Source organism: Flavobacterium columnare (assembly GCF_014844295.1).
GTDB lineage: Bacteria > Bacteroidota > Bacteroidia > Flavobacteriales > Flavobacteriaceae > Flavobacterium > Flavobacterium columnare.
Genome location: NZ_CP054494.1, coordinates 3,063,784 through 3,079,940, shown reverse-complemented (window position 1 = coordinate 3,079,940; position 16,157 = coordinate 3,063,784). Strand labels below are relative to the sequence as shown.

The 16,157-nt window shown below is 28.1% G+C and carries 15 protein-coding genes and 2 pseudogenes; 3 read left to right on the top strand and 14 right to left on the bottom strand.

Going from position 1 to position 16,157, the window contains the following annotated elements:
• Window positions 1–64 precede the first annotated feature (64 nt).
• The 7 genes from HUE53_RS13585 to HUE53_RS13555 all read right to left on the bottom strand — a co-directional run bounded on the left by HUE53_RS13585 (window position 65) and on the right by HUE53_RS13555 (window position 8,002).
• Window positions 65–1,891: an SPOR domain-containing protein gene (locus tag HUE53_RS13585; protein WP_014164367.1), complete on the bottom strand. Its 1,827-nt coding sequence runs from the start codon at window positions 1,889–1,891 to the stop codon at window positions 65–67.
• Window positions 1,892–1,893: 2 nt separating this feature from the next.
• Window positions 1,894–2,577, bottom strand: a complete 684-nt coding sequence (locus HUE53_RS13580; RefSeq protein ID WP_192188575.1) for a cell division ATP-binding protein FtsE — start codon at window positions 2,575–2,577, stop codon at window positions 1,894–1,896.
• A gap of 234 nt (window positions 2,578–2,811) precedes the next feature.
• Window positions 2,812–3,837, bottom strand: coding sequence for a COX15/CtaA family protein (locus HUE53_RS13575; RefSeq protein ID WP_041253149.1), 1,026 nt, complete (start codon window positions 3,835–3,837; stop codon window positions 2,812–2,814).
• A gap of 72 nt (window positions 3,838–3,909) precedes the next feature.
• On the bottom strand, window positions 3,910–5,328 hold the full coding sequence (locus tag HUE53_RS13570) for a CCA tRNA nucleotidyltransferase (RefSeq protein WP_065213675.1): 1,419 nt from the start codon (window positions 5,326–5,328) through the stop codon (window positions 3,910–3,912).
• Window positions 5,329–5,396: 68 nt separating this feature from the next.
• Complete coding sequence (locus HUE53_RS13565; RefSeq protein ID WP_065213674.1) at window positions 5,397–5,966, bottom strand: L-threonylcarbamoyladenylate synthase; 570 nt, start codon at window positions 5,964–5,966, stop codon at window positions 5,397–5,399.
• Window positions 5,967–5,970: 4 nt separating this feature from the next.
• Window positions 5,971–7,029 carry a glycosyltransferase gene (locus tag HUE53_RS13560; protein WP_063743839.1) on the bottom strand — a complete coding sequence of 353 codons (1,059 nt, stop codon included), beginning with the start codon at window positions 7,027–7,029 and terminating at the stop codon, window positions 5,971–5,973.
• A gap of 19 nt (window positions 7,030–7,048) precedes the next feature.
• Complete coding sequence (locus HUE53_RS13555) at window positions 7,049–8,002, bottom strand: CgeB family protein (protein ID WP_123906695.1); 954 nt, start codon at window positions 8,000–8,002, stop codon at window positions 7,049–7,051.
• Window positions 8,003–8,343: 341 nt separating this feature from the next.
• Between HUE53_RS13555 and HUE53_RS14610 the strand changes: the two are divergent.
• A pseudogene (locus HUE53_RS14610) lies at window positions 8,344–8,568 on the top strand (IS982 family transposase); the annotation flags it as partial.
• A pseudogene (locus tag HUE53_RS14605) lies at window positions 8,542–9,093 on the top strand (hypothetical protein). The pseudogenes HUE53_RS14610 and HUE53_RS14605, both read left to right, overlap by 27 nt.
• 98 nt (window positions 9,094–9,191) lie before the next feature.
• Here HUE53_RS14605 and HUE53_RS13545 read toward each other — a convergent pair.
• The 6 genes from HUE53_RS13545 to HUE53_RS13520 form a co-directional block, all read right to left on the bottom strand.
• Window positions 9,192–9,833, bottom strand: coding sequence for an NAD-dependent epimerase/dehydratase family protein (locus HUE53_RS13545; protein WP_192188573.1), 642 nt, complete (start codon window positions 9,831–9,833; stop codon window positions 9,192–9,194).
• Window positions 9,834–9,990: 157 nt separating this feature from the next.
• Window positions 9,991–10,326 carry a DUF2834 domain-containing protein gene (locus tag HUE53_RS13540; protein WP_014164378.1) on the bottom strand — a complete coding sequence of 112 codons (336 nt, stop codon included), beginning with the start codon at window positions 10,324–10,326 and terminating at the stop codon, window positions 9,991–9,993.
• Window positions 10,327–10,337: 11 nt separating this feature from the next.
• Window positions 10,338–10,748: a DoxX family protein gene (locus HUE53_RS13535; protein ID WP_041253150.1), complete on the bottom strand. Its 411-nt coding sequence runs from the start codon at window positions 10,746–10,748 to the stop codon at window positions 10,338–10,340.
• A 16-nt stretch (window positions 10,749–10,764) separates the two neighbouring features.
• On the bottom strand, window positions 10,765–11,742 hold the full coding sequence (locus HUE53_RS13530; RefSeq protein WP_014164380.1) for a catalase family protein: 978 nt from the start codon (window positions 11,740–11,742) through the stop codon (window positions 10,765–10,767).
• Between the two features lie 133 nt (window positions 11,743–11,875).
• On the bottom strand, window positions 11,876–12,019 hold the full coding sequence (locus HUE53_RS13525; protein WP_155761351.1) for a hypothetical protein: 144 nt from the start codon (window positions 12,017–12,019) through the stop codon (window positions 11,876–11,878).
• Window positions 12,020–12,583: 564 nt separating this feature from the next.
• Window positions 12,584–13,054 carry a hypothetical protein gene (locus tag HUE53_RS13520; RefSeq protein ID WP_107317831.1) on the bottom strand — a complete coding sequence of 157 codons (471 nt, stop codon included), beginning with the start codon at window positions 13,052–13,054 and terminating at the stop codon, window positions 12,584–12,586.
• A 59-nt stretch (window positions 13,055–13,113) separates the two neighbouring features.
• On the opposite strand from HUE53_RS13520, the gene HUE53_RS13515 reads away from it, so the two are divergent.
• Window positions 13,114–15,204, top strand: coding sequence for an LTA synthase family protein (locus HUE53_RS13515; RefSeq protein ID WP_014164382.1), 2,091 nt, complete (start codon window positions 13,114–13,116; stop codon window positions 15,202–15,204).
• 89 nt (window positions 15,205–15,293) lie between these two features.
• On the opposite strand, the gene yaaA is transcribed toward HUE53_RS13515, so the two are convergent.
• Window positions 15,294–16,052 (bottom strand): peroxide stress protein YaaA, encoded by a 759-nt coding sequence (yaaA, locus tag HUE53_RS13510; RefSeq protein ID WP_065213670.1) that lies wholly within the window; start codon window positions 16,050–16,052, stop codon window positions 15,294–15,296.
• Window positions 16,053–16,157: the final 105 nt, after the last annotated feature.

Here is a 16,157-nt window from a genome sequence, read left to right as displayed (position 1 = left end):
AATAATTTACACAATCAAAGGTAGTCTACAGTAAAGGTACGTAAAATGATATTTGTCAGTTTTGTTATTCTAATATAACTTCCATAATCCAATATTCATCAAAAAAGCGGTTGTTATAATTAGAAAAATAATCCGCTTTTATTTTTTCTAAATCAGTATAATATTCAAGATAAGTATAATAATAGTTGTTTATTGGGTTAATAAAAAAGGAAGCTGTAAATCCTTGTTTTTTTAAAAAGGTTACGTACTTTGTTGTATTTGTAGGAATCTCAAATACATTAGAAACTAAATAATATCCTTGTTTTAATGTGGTATTGGATTTATTAATTTTTATGGTTGAAATTTCTTTTTCAATTCTAGTTTTATTTTTGTAGGAAGTTTCTAAAGGTGTATTAGGGTGTTGGATTTTAGCAATCCAATATTCTTGAAAATATGTATTATTGATGTTGTTGTAATAGGCTTTTTCTGCTGCTGTTTGTGATTTGTAATGTTTTAAACTTAAGTAGTATAATTGATTGTCAGGGTTTTTAAAAATAAAAGGCTGTATTGTTTTACTACTTATTTTATTTGCAAAATCATGAGCATAATGAATGTTTTGATAAGCGTTAGCAATTATATAATAGCCTTCAGGTGCTACTGTGGAATCAAATAAATAGGTTTTTATTTCTTTGGGTTTTCTACTGTTTTTTGTAGAGGTTGGTTCGACTATAGTTTTGCGTATAGTATTTGTATCTATTGGATTTAGATTTTTTTTTTGTTTAGGTATTTGCACATTTTTTTGTGTAATAGAATACTTGGTTGATAAAGTTGAGTCTATTTTTTTTCTTGCAAAATCTTCATCTATTTCTATGCTAAATCCTATATTAGTCACATAAAATTTATCACCTAAAGAACTTATTTTTAAATTAACTTGGTCAATATCACTAAAAGAAAGTTCTTTTGTTTGAATTTTATCTAAAAAAACATCGTAGCCTAAAGTATTTAGAGAGGCAGGGGTTCTTTTGTTAAAATCAGTATTATAATGGGTAATTTTACTATTAAAGATGTTTTGACCACTTCTTAAAGAATTACTAATATAATACCACTTTTTAGTATTAGGAGTATTGATTCTTAGATTGTCTCCTTCAATGTTTAAATCGCCTTCTAAAGCAGCTACAGTAAGTTTTGGAGTGATTTTGCCTGTTTTTGGGGTAATGAATTCTTTAAAGTTAATTTCAACGGGTTTGTTATAGATATAAGAAAAGCCATCATATAAACTGATTAGGTGGTAAGGTTCTGAGTCAGATTCATAAATAACATAAAGTACCCAACCTGCGGCACTACCTCCTTCAATTTTTTCTTGACTGGCTTGAATATTAGCTACAGTATAAGTACCCCAAGGCTTTGATTTGATTTGATCTGTTATATCTGAAAAGCATACGTACGGTGCATTAGTAGTGTGTTTATTATGCTCTTTTGCATCGTATAGAATACTTCCTTCTATTGTAAAATAGTTTTCAGATTGTGGTGTTTTAATAGATATTTTATTGATAGGTTGTATAGAATTGTTTCTGTCAGGTAGTGTGGCACACCAGTATAATCCAGCAAAAAGAACTTTGTCATTAGGGTGGATAGGTTCTAATACTGCTGAACTAGATGAAAATGTTTCGAGCTCTTGATCTATATCTATATAGGCCATATTGAGCTGATCATTCAGTTTTGCATTGGAACTTATTTTATCGTAAGGTTCGTTTGCATTTTTTCCTGATTTTTTGCCTATAATACTGTTGGCGATAAAATAAATATCGCCTTTTAAATAATTTTGATACCGAATGCTAAAGTTCTTTTCTTCTTGTGCATTTAATAGACAAGATACGAAGAGACATAACCAAAAGGAAGGCTTTTTGAGCATTTTTAGGTTGTTTTTTGTACCACTTCAAAAATAGCGCCTTCTTCACATTTTAATGTTTTAGAAGGGTATTTCATTAACAGGGCATAATCATGTGTAGCCATTAAAATTGTTTTTCCATTTTGATTGATTTTTCGAAGAACTTCCATAACTTCCATACTTGTCTGTGGATCTAAATTACCAGTTGGTTCATCTGCTAAGATTAAATCAGGGTCATTTAATAGAGCACGAGCAATAGCTACGCGTTGTTGTTCTCCTCCAGATAATTGATGAGGCATTTTGTTGGCTAAATTTAAAAGACCTACTTTTTCTAAAACTTCATCAATTTTAGTTTGCATATCTAATTCATTTGTCCAACCTGTAGCTTTTAAAACAAAATGTAAATTAGCATTTATACTTCTGTCGGGGAGTAATTTAAAATCTTGAAAAACAATACCTATTTTTCTTCTTAAAAAGGGAATATCATTATCTACAAGACCATGAAGATCATAGTCTACTATAGTGCCTTCGCCTTGTGTAAGAGGTAAATCAGCATAAAGTGTTTTCATTAAACTACTTTTTCCAGAACCTGTTTTACCTATAATATAAATAAATTCGCCTGGAGTAATACTTAGATTGATATCGGATAAAATTTTATTCCCTTCTTGATAAATGGTTACATTTTGGAGCGATAATATAGTGTGTGACATGATATATATGTTTAGTTTGGTAAAAATAATAAGTTAAGGGGCGTATTCAAAATAATTTTTAGAATAAGTTGTTTTTATGTTTGATTTTTTGAGAGAGCATCAATATCTTGGATAGGAAGAGTATTTCTCTAGTTTTTATTGGGTTTAGATTTTGTATGTTTATACTTTTATTCTACAGGGGAGGTAGGAAAAATAAAAAAGGACTAATTTTTATTTTAGCCCTTATGTATGAATTTAAAAAGAGATATTGTTTTTTTGTTTAAATTGGAGTAGCATATAAAATTGAATTCCAAAAAGGATAGATGCTAATACAAGATGTACAGTTTGTGAACCAAATGGGAAATTCAGGTAGTATATAAAAATACCCGAAAGAATTTCAAGAACTAATAGTAATAAGACCCAATTCATTTCCTTAAAACCAAGATTTAGTTTTTTATTTCGAAAATATAAAAATAGGTTGGTTGCTAATACTAAAATAGAAAAACTTCTGTGGATATAGAATGTTATTTGCGGCTTGGATAACCATAACGTTGGATTTTCTATTCCTGATTTTACTTGTTCATCTATAAATTGTCGAACTTGTGTTCCTAAAACAACTTGTATTAATGTCATAGTAATAGTTACCCATAGTAAATTTCGAAAGGTATTATCTGGTATTTTTGAGCTAGATTTTAGATCTGCTAAAAAGATGATATAAATAATAAAGGCTATAATAACTAAAGCCATTATCATGTGAAGGGTTATTTTTACAGGGTTTAATACAGAATAAACCACAGTCGCTCCAAGCCACGCTTGAAATCCCATCATAAAGACTACAAGCCATGATAAAATGGGTATCAACTTGTTTTTTTTCCAAAAACTAAAAGAATAAAATGACATAGCTAAACAAGCAAAACCAGATAAGGCACCAAAGAGTCTGTTTATATATTCAACCCAAGTATGAGTGGGGTTGAACTCTGCATAATCGTGTTTAGTATATTTATTCCATTGTGTAGTGTCAAATTGTTTGCCAGTTATACAATCTTCTTTGGCTACTAATAGTTGCTCGTTTTTAATGATAACTTGTCCTTTTTTGAACAATCTATTTTCTGTCCAAGTTAATTCCTGTATATTAGTTGGAGGGATATAATAACCAAAACATTTTGGCCAATCTGGACATCCCATACCCGATCCAGTCATTCTAACTAATGCACCAGCTATTACGACTAGATATACTAAAATAAGTGCTGTTTTTGCTATTTTTATAAATTTCATTTTTATTTTTTTAATACAAAATCATTAAAAAAAAATATTAAACCGCATGATTTAAATCATGTATGATCTTGCATAATATTATTTAACTCTTTTTAGTCCCATTTTTTCAGCTTTTTCTAAAATAAAAGTTAAAGCGGGTTCATATTCATTAGGGATTTCTCCTTCTAAAATAGCTTCTTTTACGGCCTCTTTTAAAATACCAATTTCCTTAGAAGGTTTTAGGTCAAAAATTTGCATGATTTCTTCTCCTGTGATGGGAGGTTGAAAAATTCTAACACGGTCACGTTCTTCTACTTCAATGATTTTTTTACGGACAATTTTGAAATTGTTGTGATATTTTTGAAATTTTTTTGAATTTTTAGTAGTAATATCGGCTTCGCATAAGATCATTAAACTTTCAACATCTTCGGCTGCATCAAAAACGAGTCTTCGAACTGCGCTATCAGTGACTATATCTTGTGCTAATATGATTGGACGGGAACTCATTTGAACCATTTTTTGAACAAATTTCATTTTATGATTCAAAGGCATGTGCAATCGGATAAAAATATTTTTCACCATTTTTCCTCCTAAAAATTCATGCCCATGAAAGGTCCAACCTTGTCTTTTATGGAATTTTTTAGTAGGAGCTTTTCCTATATCGTGTAGTAGAGCAGACCATCTTAACCACAAATCATTAGTATTAGGGCAAATATTGTCTACTACTTCTAATGAATGATAAAAATTATTTTTATGAGTATGTCCTTCAACTTCTTCTACATTGTTTAAGGCAGTTAATTCGGGTAAAATAATATCTAATAAACCTGTTTGGTATAATAACAAAAATCCGATTGATGGTTTTGTAGAGAGTAGAATTTTGTTTAATTCATCTACAATTCTTTCTCCAGAAATGATATGAATTCGATCTTTGTTTCTTTTTATTGCATCAAGTGATTCGGATTCAATTTGAAAATTTAACTGTGAAGCGAAACGAATGGCTCGCATCATGCGTAAAGGATCGTCACTATACGTTATGTCTGGATCAAGTGGTGTACGGATGATTTTTTTTTCTAAGTCTATTACGCCATTAAAAGGATCTATTAAATCTCCAAAATTAGAAGTATTTAGTGAAAAAGCTAAAGCGTTGATTGTAAAATCTCTTCGTTCTTGATCATCTTTTAAGCTTCCATTTTCTACAACAGGTTTTCGGCTGTCAAAATTATAACTTTCTTTTCTAGCACCAACAAATTCAATATCCATGTCTTCATATCGAAGCATAGCGGTACCGTAATTTTTAAATACTTGAACTTTAGGGTTATGAGGGATGAGTTCTGATACTTTTAGTGCAAGTTCTATTCCACTTCCAACAGCTACTATATCAATATCTTTTTTATGATTGCGTTCTAAGAGGATATCGCGTACAAAACCGCCAATTACATAACATTCTAAGTTCAGTAATTGAGCAGCTTGTGATACAATTTCAAAAATTTTGTGATCTAAATGTTCTTTATAATTCATTAACACTAATTTAAGGTATGTAGTTTAAAGTTATTTGTAATTCTTTAAACTGTAGATTTGGAATAAAATTACTTGCGAATAATTTTTACCTGGCTATCATTTGTTATTTTTATGATAGTAGAAGGGTTCTTGCAAATTTTTTCGTGATGCAAATTTACTACATAGTCTACACCTTTAATAATTTCGGGGCTAATTTCTTTAAAGGAAATAGGAGTAGGTTGTCCTGAAATATTGGCAGAGGTAGAAACTAATGGTTTTTTCATGCGTTCCATCAGTTTAAAACAAAAAGGTTCGGTAACGATGCGTATACCTAATGTTTTGTCCTCAGCAATGATGTTGGGGGCTACATTCCTTGGATTGTCTAATACCAAAGTAGTAGGTTTTTCAGAAACATCTAAAATTTGCCACGCCACTTCGGGTAAGTTGTTGAAAATATTATAAATCATACGCTCGCCATTAACTAAAACAATCATGCTTTTACTTTCTTCACGTTGTTTTAGAGCATAAATTTTTTTAATAGCATCTGGATTGGTAGCATCGCAGCCTATTCCCCAAACGGTATCGGTAGGGTATAGGATGATGCCTCCATCTTTAATAACTTCAAAGGCGTTGTGTATTTCGGTGTTGATGTTTTCCAATTTTTTAAATTTTACTTTTATATAAGTCGATAATTTTGTTCCAAGTAGTTAAAGTATCATTTAGTTCATTTGAATAGTTATAGTTTTCTAAAACAAATTTTGATGCTTTTTTGCTCATATTTAAATAAAAATATTCATTTTTTTCTATATCTAGAGCAACTTTTTCAATTGTACTGACAAAATCAATTATGTTTCTTTCTTCTATTGGAAAACTAAAATCAGGTTTTAAGTATTCTTTACCTGCTTGTCCTGTGTATCCAATTACGATACAACCACATGCCATAGCTTCAACAGGAGGCAGACCAAAACCTTCTGTATAATTTAAACTAAGAAAAATAAAGCTATCTTTCATGATTTTACTGACTTCTTCTTCTGATTTGTTGTCAATTGGAATAAATTCCCAATTTTTTAATTTGCCTCTTAAATTTAAAATATTTATAATCTGTACAATATCTTCGTTTAATTTTCTAGGCATAAAACAAATTTTTTTCTTTTTTTCTTTTTTAAAGTTAAAATAGTTTTCATTTATGCTTAGCCTAATTCTTTCAATTAATATATCTTTAAAAGTTGTTTCTAGATATTGTTTGGAGTCATTTGAAACTGTAATAGTAGCTAAATTTTTTTTATTTAAATAATGTGAATCATTTCCTATTTCAGTATTGTGAAATGTATAAAAGCAATTTTGATTAAAAATCACTTTAAAATTTTCGGGAAAAACATGATTAATCCAATTACCATATATTTCAGGAAAGACCAGAATATCTTTATTGGTTATGGTATAATTTTTCTTTAATTTATCTAAAAGTCTGTCAAAATATAGTTTTGATTTGATTTTAATTTTTTCTTTTTCGGAACTATATTTTAGTAGAGAGAATATTTCTTTATTGTAAAGTATTTTTGCGTTATTTTCAAACCAAGTGACTTTATATCCTTTCTTTCTATGCAAAACATATGAATTAAAATTGTTTCGATTTAATAATTCGACCATTTTATAGATTTGTTTTATTCCTCCAACTGGTTTTTTATCATCAGTGCATAAGAATAAAATTCTTGGATTTTCCATTTTTATTGTTTTAATGATTTTAATAATTTAGAATATTATCAATCCATTTTTTTTGGCTATATTTTAAATATATTTCTGTGGATAGTTCGTGATATGGTAACTTTAAGAATTTGATTAATTCATCAGTATTAATTTCTTCAAAGACAAAGATATTATTAGGATGATAAAAGTCATAATTAACAATATCGGTGTTATTTGTAATAAGCTTAATTTTTAATCCTAATGCTTCATAGGGTCTAAAAGACAATCCTCTTTGGTTTTTATGTGCTAGATCTAAAATTGCATGACAATTCTTATAAAACTTTGAAGAATTTATAAAAGGGATTATTTTATTAGTGAACTCTATACCTTCTATTTGATGTTTCGGATTGATTTCTTTTTTTTTATCAAATATCTTAGCATATATATCAATTTGAGAGGATTTTACTTTTTTATAAAAATTAATAAAATCATCGATACGTTTATCATAAGTTCCTAAAAATACAATATCATGAGGCTTCTCATTTTTTTCTTTTTTTTCAATATCAAAATAAAAATTTGGAATAAATTTAAAATTGTATTTTAAACAATCTTCCTTATCAAAACTCACATGTTTTTTGAATAGAGGAATTGTTTTTTTTGACCCTGGGATTTTATCAATACTATCCCAGTATAAAGCTACTACATTATTGGATTTTTTGTGTAAAAGGGAAATATGTCTTTTATCTAAAATATCAGGTCTATTTACAAAAATAAAATCATAATTTTCATGCTGATTAATCTGTTTTATAATCCTTTTGTATACAAAATATTTTTTTTTTAGATTTGTTCCAAATAGTGTTTTTGAAAAAAAATTCAATATTTTTTCAAAAAAATTTCTGTAATAATAATTTTTATTTGGAGTTATTTTTATTACTTCAAAATCAGAATATTTTTTAAATCCTTTTAATACTACTTTATCAAAATGATAATAGTCAGGAAATATTAAGAGCATTTTTTTCATTAATATATAAAGTATAATAATTTTCTAATCGTTAGCAAAATACAAATATAGTCTAATAAATTTTTTAAAGAAAAGAATTTTAGTATTGTGGTAAAAAAAGGGAGGCTCTCCTTTTCAGTACAAGTTAAAACTATACAATTTAACATACGTTTTTTAGTTGAAGAGCTGAGTGAATCGGAGACGTAGTCAGAGCAAAACGAAATTCTTTAACTCTTTTTTTATAAATCACTGCACTAATATCTAATCTAAATAATTCAAGTTGCTAGTTGCGATAAAGAAAAAACAAAGCAAAGGTTCAGTAAATTTGTTTTACGAACTATAATACCAAACCAATGCTTTGCAAGGACAAAATTATATCAATTTTTTGTTTAATCGATGATATTTTAAAAGGAATTGATCACAAAGAAGATACAAGAAGACGAGTAAGTGATAGTGAGATTATTCTAACAGCAATAGTTTCGTCGACAAGTTTTTATGGAAATCATTGTTCTGCTATAAAATTTATGAAGCAGTATGGTTTTGTTCCTGGAATGCTCGACAAAAGTAGATTTAATAGGTAATTACATAAAATTGGAAACTTATACCATTTAAACTTTGAATTTTCTTTTTAAAAATAGTACATCTATAAAAGCAACAAAAATTAGCGTTGCTTCTCGATGCGCTTCGCGCTCGAACTAACGATGATTTCAATTATATAACTCAACCGTCTGTTCGAGTTGTTTAAAAAAAGCGTATTGAGAACTTTACTTTTTAACCCAGTATATTTTAAGCTTAAATGGTATTACTTTATGAGTTGTTTGAAATGCATTATATCATAGATTCGTTTCCAGTTGCAGTATGTAATAATACGAGAATTGCAAATTGCAAAATTCTCAAAAGAAGAAAAATATAATAGTGTATATACAGATTATGGATTAGAGGATATTGCCTTAGAAAGAAAATGTATTTTATTGAAAATTCAACGTAATTCAAATGCTAAAAGAATAGATTCACTAGATTAAAAAATGTTCCCAAGAACAATATACGTTGTAACATTAGAAAGTTTTCTTACAAAGCTTACTTTGTTTGTCTTTGGGCTTTAATTAAATAAATGAGTTAACAGCAACTTGAACTAATTAATCGTATTTTTTAACATCCATAAAATTTGAATTTACTGAAATAATTCAAATTTTAAATAGTATTATAAAAACTGATCTCTTTCAATAATTTGATGTCCTGTTTTTTTTACGCCTAAAAATAAAGCGTTGGCTAATTCTTTACCTGTAATAGCGCGGTATTTTTTCATTTTACCTATAAAAAGAAACTGTAATCCGTTGATTAGTATAGTGGCTATGTTTTCTGCAAGACGTTTGTCTTTTCTTTCTCCATAAATTAAAGAAGGTCTATAGATAAGGATATTAGGAATGTTATATTTTAAAACGCTTTGTTCCATTTCACCTTTGGTACGGCTATAAAAAACAGAAGATTTCGGATTTGAGCCAATAGCAGAAATTATGCTCAAAGTAGAAATCTGATTTTGTTCACATAATTTAGCTGTACTAACAGGAATACCATAATCAATAGCGTAGTATTCGTCCTTATTAGGTGTTTGAGCTTTTGTGGTACCAATACAACAGAAAACGTCATCTGCTTTGAAATCGTTAGAAAATTTTTCTAGGTAAAGTATATCGCTTATAAATTCCTCTAGTTTTGGGTGTTTTTTACCTGTAGTTTTTCGAGTGAATATTTTAACCTTCTCATAATCCTCACTCATTAATAACAAATCTAATAAATAGCTTCCTGTAAGTCCTGTTGCTCCGAGTATAATAGCTGTTTTTTTCATTTTACTTACTTTTTATAAATAATTATGAATGATAAATAGTGTTATGAAATTCTAATTCTTATAATAGTTGCACAACTGTAAAAAAATAAGGGATGGCATAATTTTATAGTTGTGCAACAAATGTTTGTACTAAATTTATTTATAAAAAACTATTTTTCTATAATTGATCTTTTTCTTTTTCAAGTTTTAACTCTCTTAAGAATAGATAAAAGGGAAAGGTGAACGCTACAGCAATTAAAATAGTAAGAGGGATTAAAGTCCACCAATATTTAATTTTCAAACGGATGGCATCAGGAATATAGAAAATAAAAAAGGTAATAACAACAACTTTTAGATCGGCCTCTAATGATTGAGCGGGAAGGCTACATTTAGCATCTCTAAAAAAATTTAAAAGAGAAGGATCTATTGCTGTTTGAAAATATTGAATGTTAAAAAACCAAGTATAACAAATACCTAAAATACTTAATAAAAGATAAATATGTTTTCGTTTCATGATATATATAATTAATTGTTTACAGAAATTTCTTTTTGTTTGTTTAAATATTTCCAGATAGCCCATGACCAGGCTAAAAATATAAATTGTATAGGCAAACGGATAATAGCTAGTTTATGGGATCCTATAGAAGGATTTTCTACAAAGACATCCTTTATATGTATAGGTAGAAATACTAACATTAGTAAAAATATTCCTAATCCAGCATACTTTGCTAAATCATTTTTAAAGAATAATAATAGCCCTAAGCCTAATTCTAAAACACCTGATCCGAGTATTATAAAATCTTTAAAGGGTAGAAAGTCAGGTACAAAAGGAACGTAAAAATTAGCTTTAATAAAATGCTGGATACCAGCATTTACCATAAATATTGCTAGTAGATAACGCAATATTATAAAACTGATTGATTTAAATTGGTTCATTGTTTGGATAAAATGGTTATTTAATATTAAAATTGTTCAATGTTGGTTCTATTATTGGTTTGTTATTGCGTTGATGACGAAATTTAGATAAAACATTATAAATTTCTATTCTCGCACGGTTTATTCCACCAATTGGCTTGTGGTCCTCTAATGAATTAGACGGAGAAAAAGATAATTGTTCAGCAAAATCAAAACGTTCTTCTGTATTAAAATTCTGAATAGGGATCTCTATTTCTGCAACTTTTATAAAAGAACTATTCCACTCAATTCCTGCGTTTTCTATTGGTGTATTTTTTTCGTCAGTAAAAGGCTGAATGTAAAAATCAAATTTGGCAATGTCTTTTTGTAAATGATTTACCATATTTTCGGTTAGATAGTTATCGCTAAGTACTTGTGGTAATTTGCTTTTTGTGGTAGAGGTAGGTACGATCTTAAATTTTATTTGTTCATTTCCATACATATAGGGGGTTGTACTCCAGTATGTTAAATCTAAAGGGCTGGTTTGATTTTTTTTAGCACTATTAAGTTCTTTTAAGATCTTTCCGTTACCCGAAAAAATCATTTTCATTGCCAAAATAAAAGGATTCCATTTTACGGCATAATATACGGCATCTCTAAAAAGTTTTATAGTACCAAGAGGCATAGTAGGATGAGATATCATTAAAAAATCTTGCGTATGCCTTTCTGTTGAGTCAAAACGTTTACCTTCCACCTCAATTAGTTTAATAGCAAAACCTCTGAAATCTTTTGCTTTATCTGATTGTACTTTTCCGCTTGCATTTGATATTCGAACAAATGATTTGTAAATTTTTCCAGGTTGAAAAATACCTATTTGTAAATCATTAGGCAAATTTTCCATTACCTTAAAATTAGCTTTTAATAGAGCTAAACATCTAGGATGTGCATCCCTTTTTGTTTTTCCTTCGGTATAATCTTTCTCCATTTTTTCTTGAAGAATAGATTGCATATCTAATATTAATTCTTGTTCCGTCATATTTATTTTACTTAAAATATTTTAAAAGATCTTTTTTTCTTTTAAAGTATAACATCATTAAAAAGACTATCCTATTTTGTCATATAATTGATTTTAGTAGAATTTTAGAATAGGCCGTTTAATTATACTTTTCTTATTTGTTGCTTTTCCATTGAATCCAATCCCAATTTAACAGTGTAAAATTATAAAAAATAAATGAACGTTCATTTATTTTTTGCAAAAAATTAGCATCTTCTTTTTTTGATGTAAGATTAAAACGAATTAAAAAAGAGTTCATGCTTTTTGAATATGTGATGATATGGATATTTATATATGCTTTTGATTTTATAGATAATTTTAGTAGGGCTCTAGTATAAAACGATACTAATAATTTCAAACTTAACCCAGATTATGCGTTAGCCTTTGTGATGAAGAGGAAAAAGGCAAAGAAGCTAAAAAGGCATAAATTTTTTACAGCAGCTGTAGTTTTACATTGAGAACAAAAAAACAAGACTTTTCTAGATTCAAAGTTGTTTGTATTTGTAATAAATTTCTAATGTGTAATCTGGGGGGAATATCGTATTTTTATAAAAGGGCTAAAAACCACAACAAGATTAGTCCTGAAAGCGATTTTACTAGATTGTTTAGACATACAATAGTTTTAGTTTTCTGAATGATTGTTCCAGTAAATTTATGTAAAAGAGTATAAACTAAAAATATTAAGAAAGAATAAAAAGTAAGTAGGCAAAAGACTTTTGTGTTGAAACGGTATTAAAAAATATTCGTTCATTTTGTATTTATTGTTGATTTGTAAATTAAAATTGTATTAAATGTTATTGACAGTTTATCAATAAAGATTAATTTAATCTTTATTGATATTTATGTTTCTTTGACTTTTATAAAATTCAGTATGACAAATTTTTCCACCAGAAGTGCCTACTGGTATCGAAAAAAGGATACCTATACTTCCAATAATTAATACAAATAAAGTAGCCAAATATGCTTTAGGGTGTTTTTTAGCATGAGCAATCAATCCCATAATAGAGGTTAAGCCCGAAAGATATACTATTTTCATAAAAATTTCTGCTTTTTCTTTATGAACTTCAATTAAATTGTGAGAAAAATCAGTTGTTTTTTCTAAAAAATGTTCTGCTTTATCTCCTGTAATCATTGATATTTTGCCCATTATCATAGAAAAGATAAAAAGGATATAAGCTATATTTAATACCAAAGGATTTTTTTTGAAAATGCCATAAATTAAAATAGCTATACCAAAAAATAATCCAATGATTGGAAAGTGATTTACTAATAAATGAAAATATGCAGAATTCATGATATAAAATTTATAGTATGCCAAATTTAATAGTTAATTTTGCCAAAATTTAAAATACAATGAATTTTTTTGAAAAAAAATCGCCCTACAAACAGTTGTTAAATTTATTTTTACTTAGCAACTTTATTTTAAGAATGGTACTCTTATTTCATCCTATTACTTCTACTAGTTTTACTTGGAAAGAAATAGGGAAAATTTTTCTAACAGGATTAATTTCTGATTTTTTTGTTTTTATTATCGCTTCAGGTTTATTATGGTTCTATTTATTGTTTTTATCCAATAGTAAATATGAAAAGCCTTGGGGGTATATTATTTTTGTTTCCTTTTGTACTCTTCTATTATATGTGAGTTTTGGTAATACGATCTTAAATGAATATGGGGGTGTTTTACCCGAAATAGGTATAAGTTTTGTAGCTCTTAAGACTTTGTTTTTTGGATTAATGCTTTTTATTCCTACCTATAGAAAACAAATCCGGATGGTTTTATTTTCAATAACAGTATTTTTAGTCGTACTAATTATAGTACAAAATACGGTGAGCGAATTTTTCTTTTGGAATGAATTTGGAGTACGTTATAACTTTATTGCAGTTGATTATTTAGTTTATACAAACGAAGTAATCAAGAATATAATGGAATCGTATCCTATAATTCCTTTATTTACAGGAGTTGGATTAATTACGGCATTTTTTACTTATAAAATAGTGAAAACCTCAGAGGTGTTTTTAAAAAACCTGCCTTCTTTTCAGGATAAAGTAAAATCAACTATTGTTTATGTTTTTTTAATTCTGATAAGTACCTTTTCAATATCTATTTTAGCTAAGCAAGAGACTTCTTCAAATGTTTTTGCAAATGAATTGCAAGCAAGTGGACTTTATCGCTTTTATCTAGCATTTATGAATAGTGAATTGGATTATCAAAAATTTTATAAAACTATTCCAGAAGAAGAAGCATTTACTTTATTGAAAGAACAATTAGGTAATTTAGATAATAAAACATCTGAAAGATTAATTGTTTCTACATTACCAGAAACTAAGAAGAATGTGGTTTTAATAACTATTGAAAGTTTGAGTGCTGATTTTATGAAATGTTATGGAAATCAGCTTAACGTAACTCCTTTTTTAGATAGTTTGGCTACTCAAAGTACACAGTTTACCAATTTATATGCGGTTGGAAATAGAACAATAAGAGGCTTAGAGGCAGTTACATTATGTCTTCCTCCATCACCAGGTGAAAGTATAGTAAAGAGAAAAGACAACAAGAATAAGTTTTCTACAGGAAGTATCTTTAAACAAAAAGGATATACGGTAAAATATCTTTATGGGGGAGATGCTTATTTTGATAATATGGAAGATTTTTTTGGAGGAAATGGATATGAAATAGTAGATAAAAAAACGTTTAAACCTAATGAAATAACTTTTTCCAATGTTTGGGGAGTTTGTGATGAAGATATGGCTAAAAAAGCCATTCAAGTAATGAATGCAGAAGCTAAAACAGGGAAACCGTTCTTTAATCATTGGATGACTGTAAGTAATCACAGACCTTTTACTTATCCCGCTAATAAAATAGACATTCCGAATGACGCAAAATCACGTGAAGGAGGCGTAAAATATACTGATTATGCCTTGCGTCAATTTTTTAATATGGCAAAAAAACAAACTTGGTATAACAATACCCTTTTTGTAATCATTGCCGATCATTGTGCATCAAGTGCAGGAAAAACAGAATTGCCTATGGATAAATATCGTATACCTGCTATGATATTTGAACCCATGAAAAAAGGAGCAATAAACCCAATATTGATGTCGCAAATAGACATCATGCCTACTTTATTTGGAAGGTTAGGTTTTCGTTATACGAGTAAATTTTATGGACAAGATGTTTATTCAATAGATTATAAACCAAGAGCATTTATAGCAACATATCAAGATCTGGGGTATATTAAAAACAATATACTTACAATCATCTCACCAAAGCAAAAAGTGAAGCAATTTGATTTGGTTTTGCAACCTTCTACTTTACCAAAAGAATTTCAAATTATGTATGATGAAATAGCTAAAAATAATCTAGATAATCAATTGGTAAAAGAAACGATTAGTAATTATCAAACCGTTTCTCAAATACTTAAATCAAAGCAGTATGAAAAGAACTAAATTTAATAATTAAAAAAGTATAAAAAGAAAGGCTATCTAGTAAAAAATAGATAGCCTTTTGTATATGTAAAGATTCATTTTATTAGAGTCTATCTTGTAAATACTAATTTAGTATCAGTAGAGAGTGACGCATCAAGAGAGTATCCTTCATAATTAAAACTTTTTAAATCTTCTACTGTTTCAATGTTGTTGTCAATAATATAACGAACCATAAGTCCTCTAGCTCTTTTAGCAAAAAAAGAAATTATTTTTAATTGACCATTTTTATAATCTTTGAATTCAGGTGCAATAACAGGAACTTTTAATTTTTTAAAATTAATGACAGAAAAATACTCGTGACTAGCAAGGTTAATAAACACATCGTTGCTTTCTAATTCCTGATTTAAACTATCTGTTAAGGTTTCTTTCCAATATTCATACAGATTTTTTTTATTACCTATAGCTAACTTTGTTCCCATTTCCAAACGATAAGGTTGAATGAGATCTAATGGTTTTAATAAGCCGTATTGCCCCGAAAGTATACGGAGTTTATTTTGTAATTGATCTATTTTTTGTTCGGATATACTATAGGCATCTAATCCTTGGTAGACATCTCCGTTAAAAGCATACACTGCGGGACGAGCATTTTTAGGTGTAAAGGGGATTTTAAACTCTTGATTTCTTTGCCAATTTAATTCGCCTAGTGCAGGTGATATTTTCATTAGATTAGATAAGTCATTTGGTGTTAATTGTTTTAATAATTTAATTATTTCTTCTGACTTATTTAAAAAAGAGGGTTGCGTAAATTGATCAGTAGGTAATTTTTTTTCAAAATCTAAAGATTTTGCAGGAGATATAATAATTTTCATTATGTTTCTATTTAATGCCTTGATTACAAAAATACTTCGAAATATATTTAACAAGCAATTCTTATAATCGTTTTTTTCTATTTTTTTATAGTAGATTAAATCAGG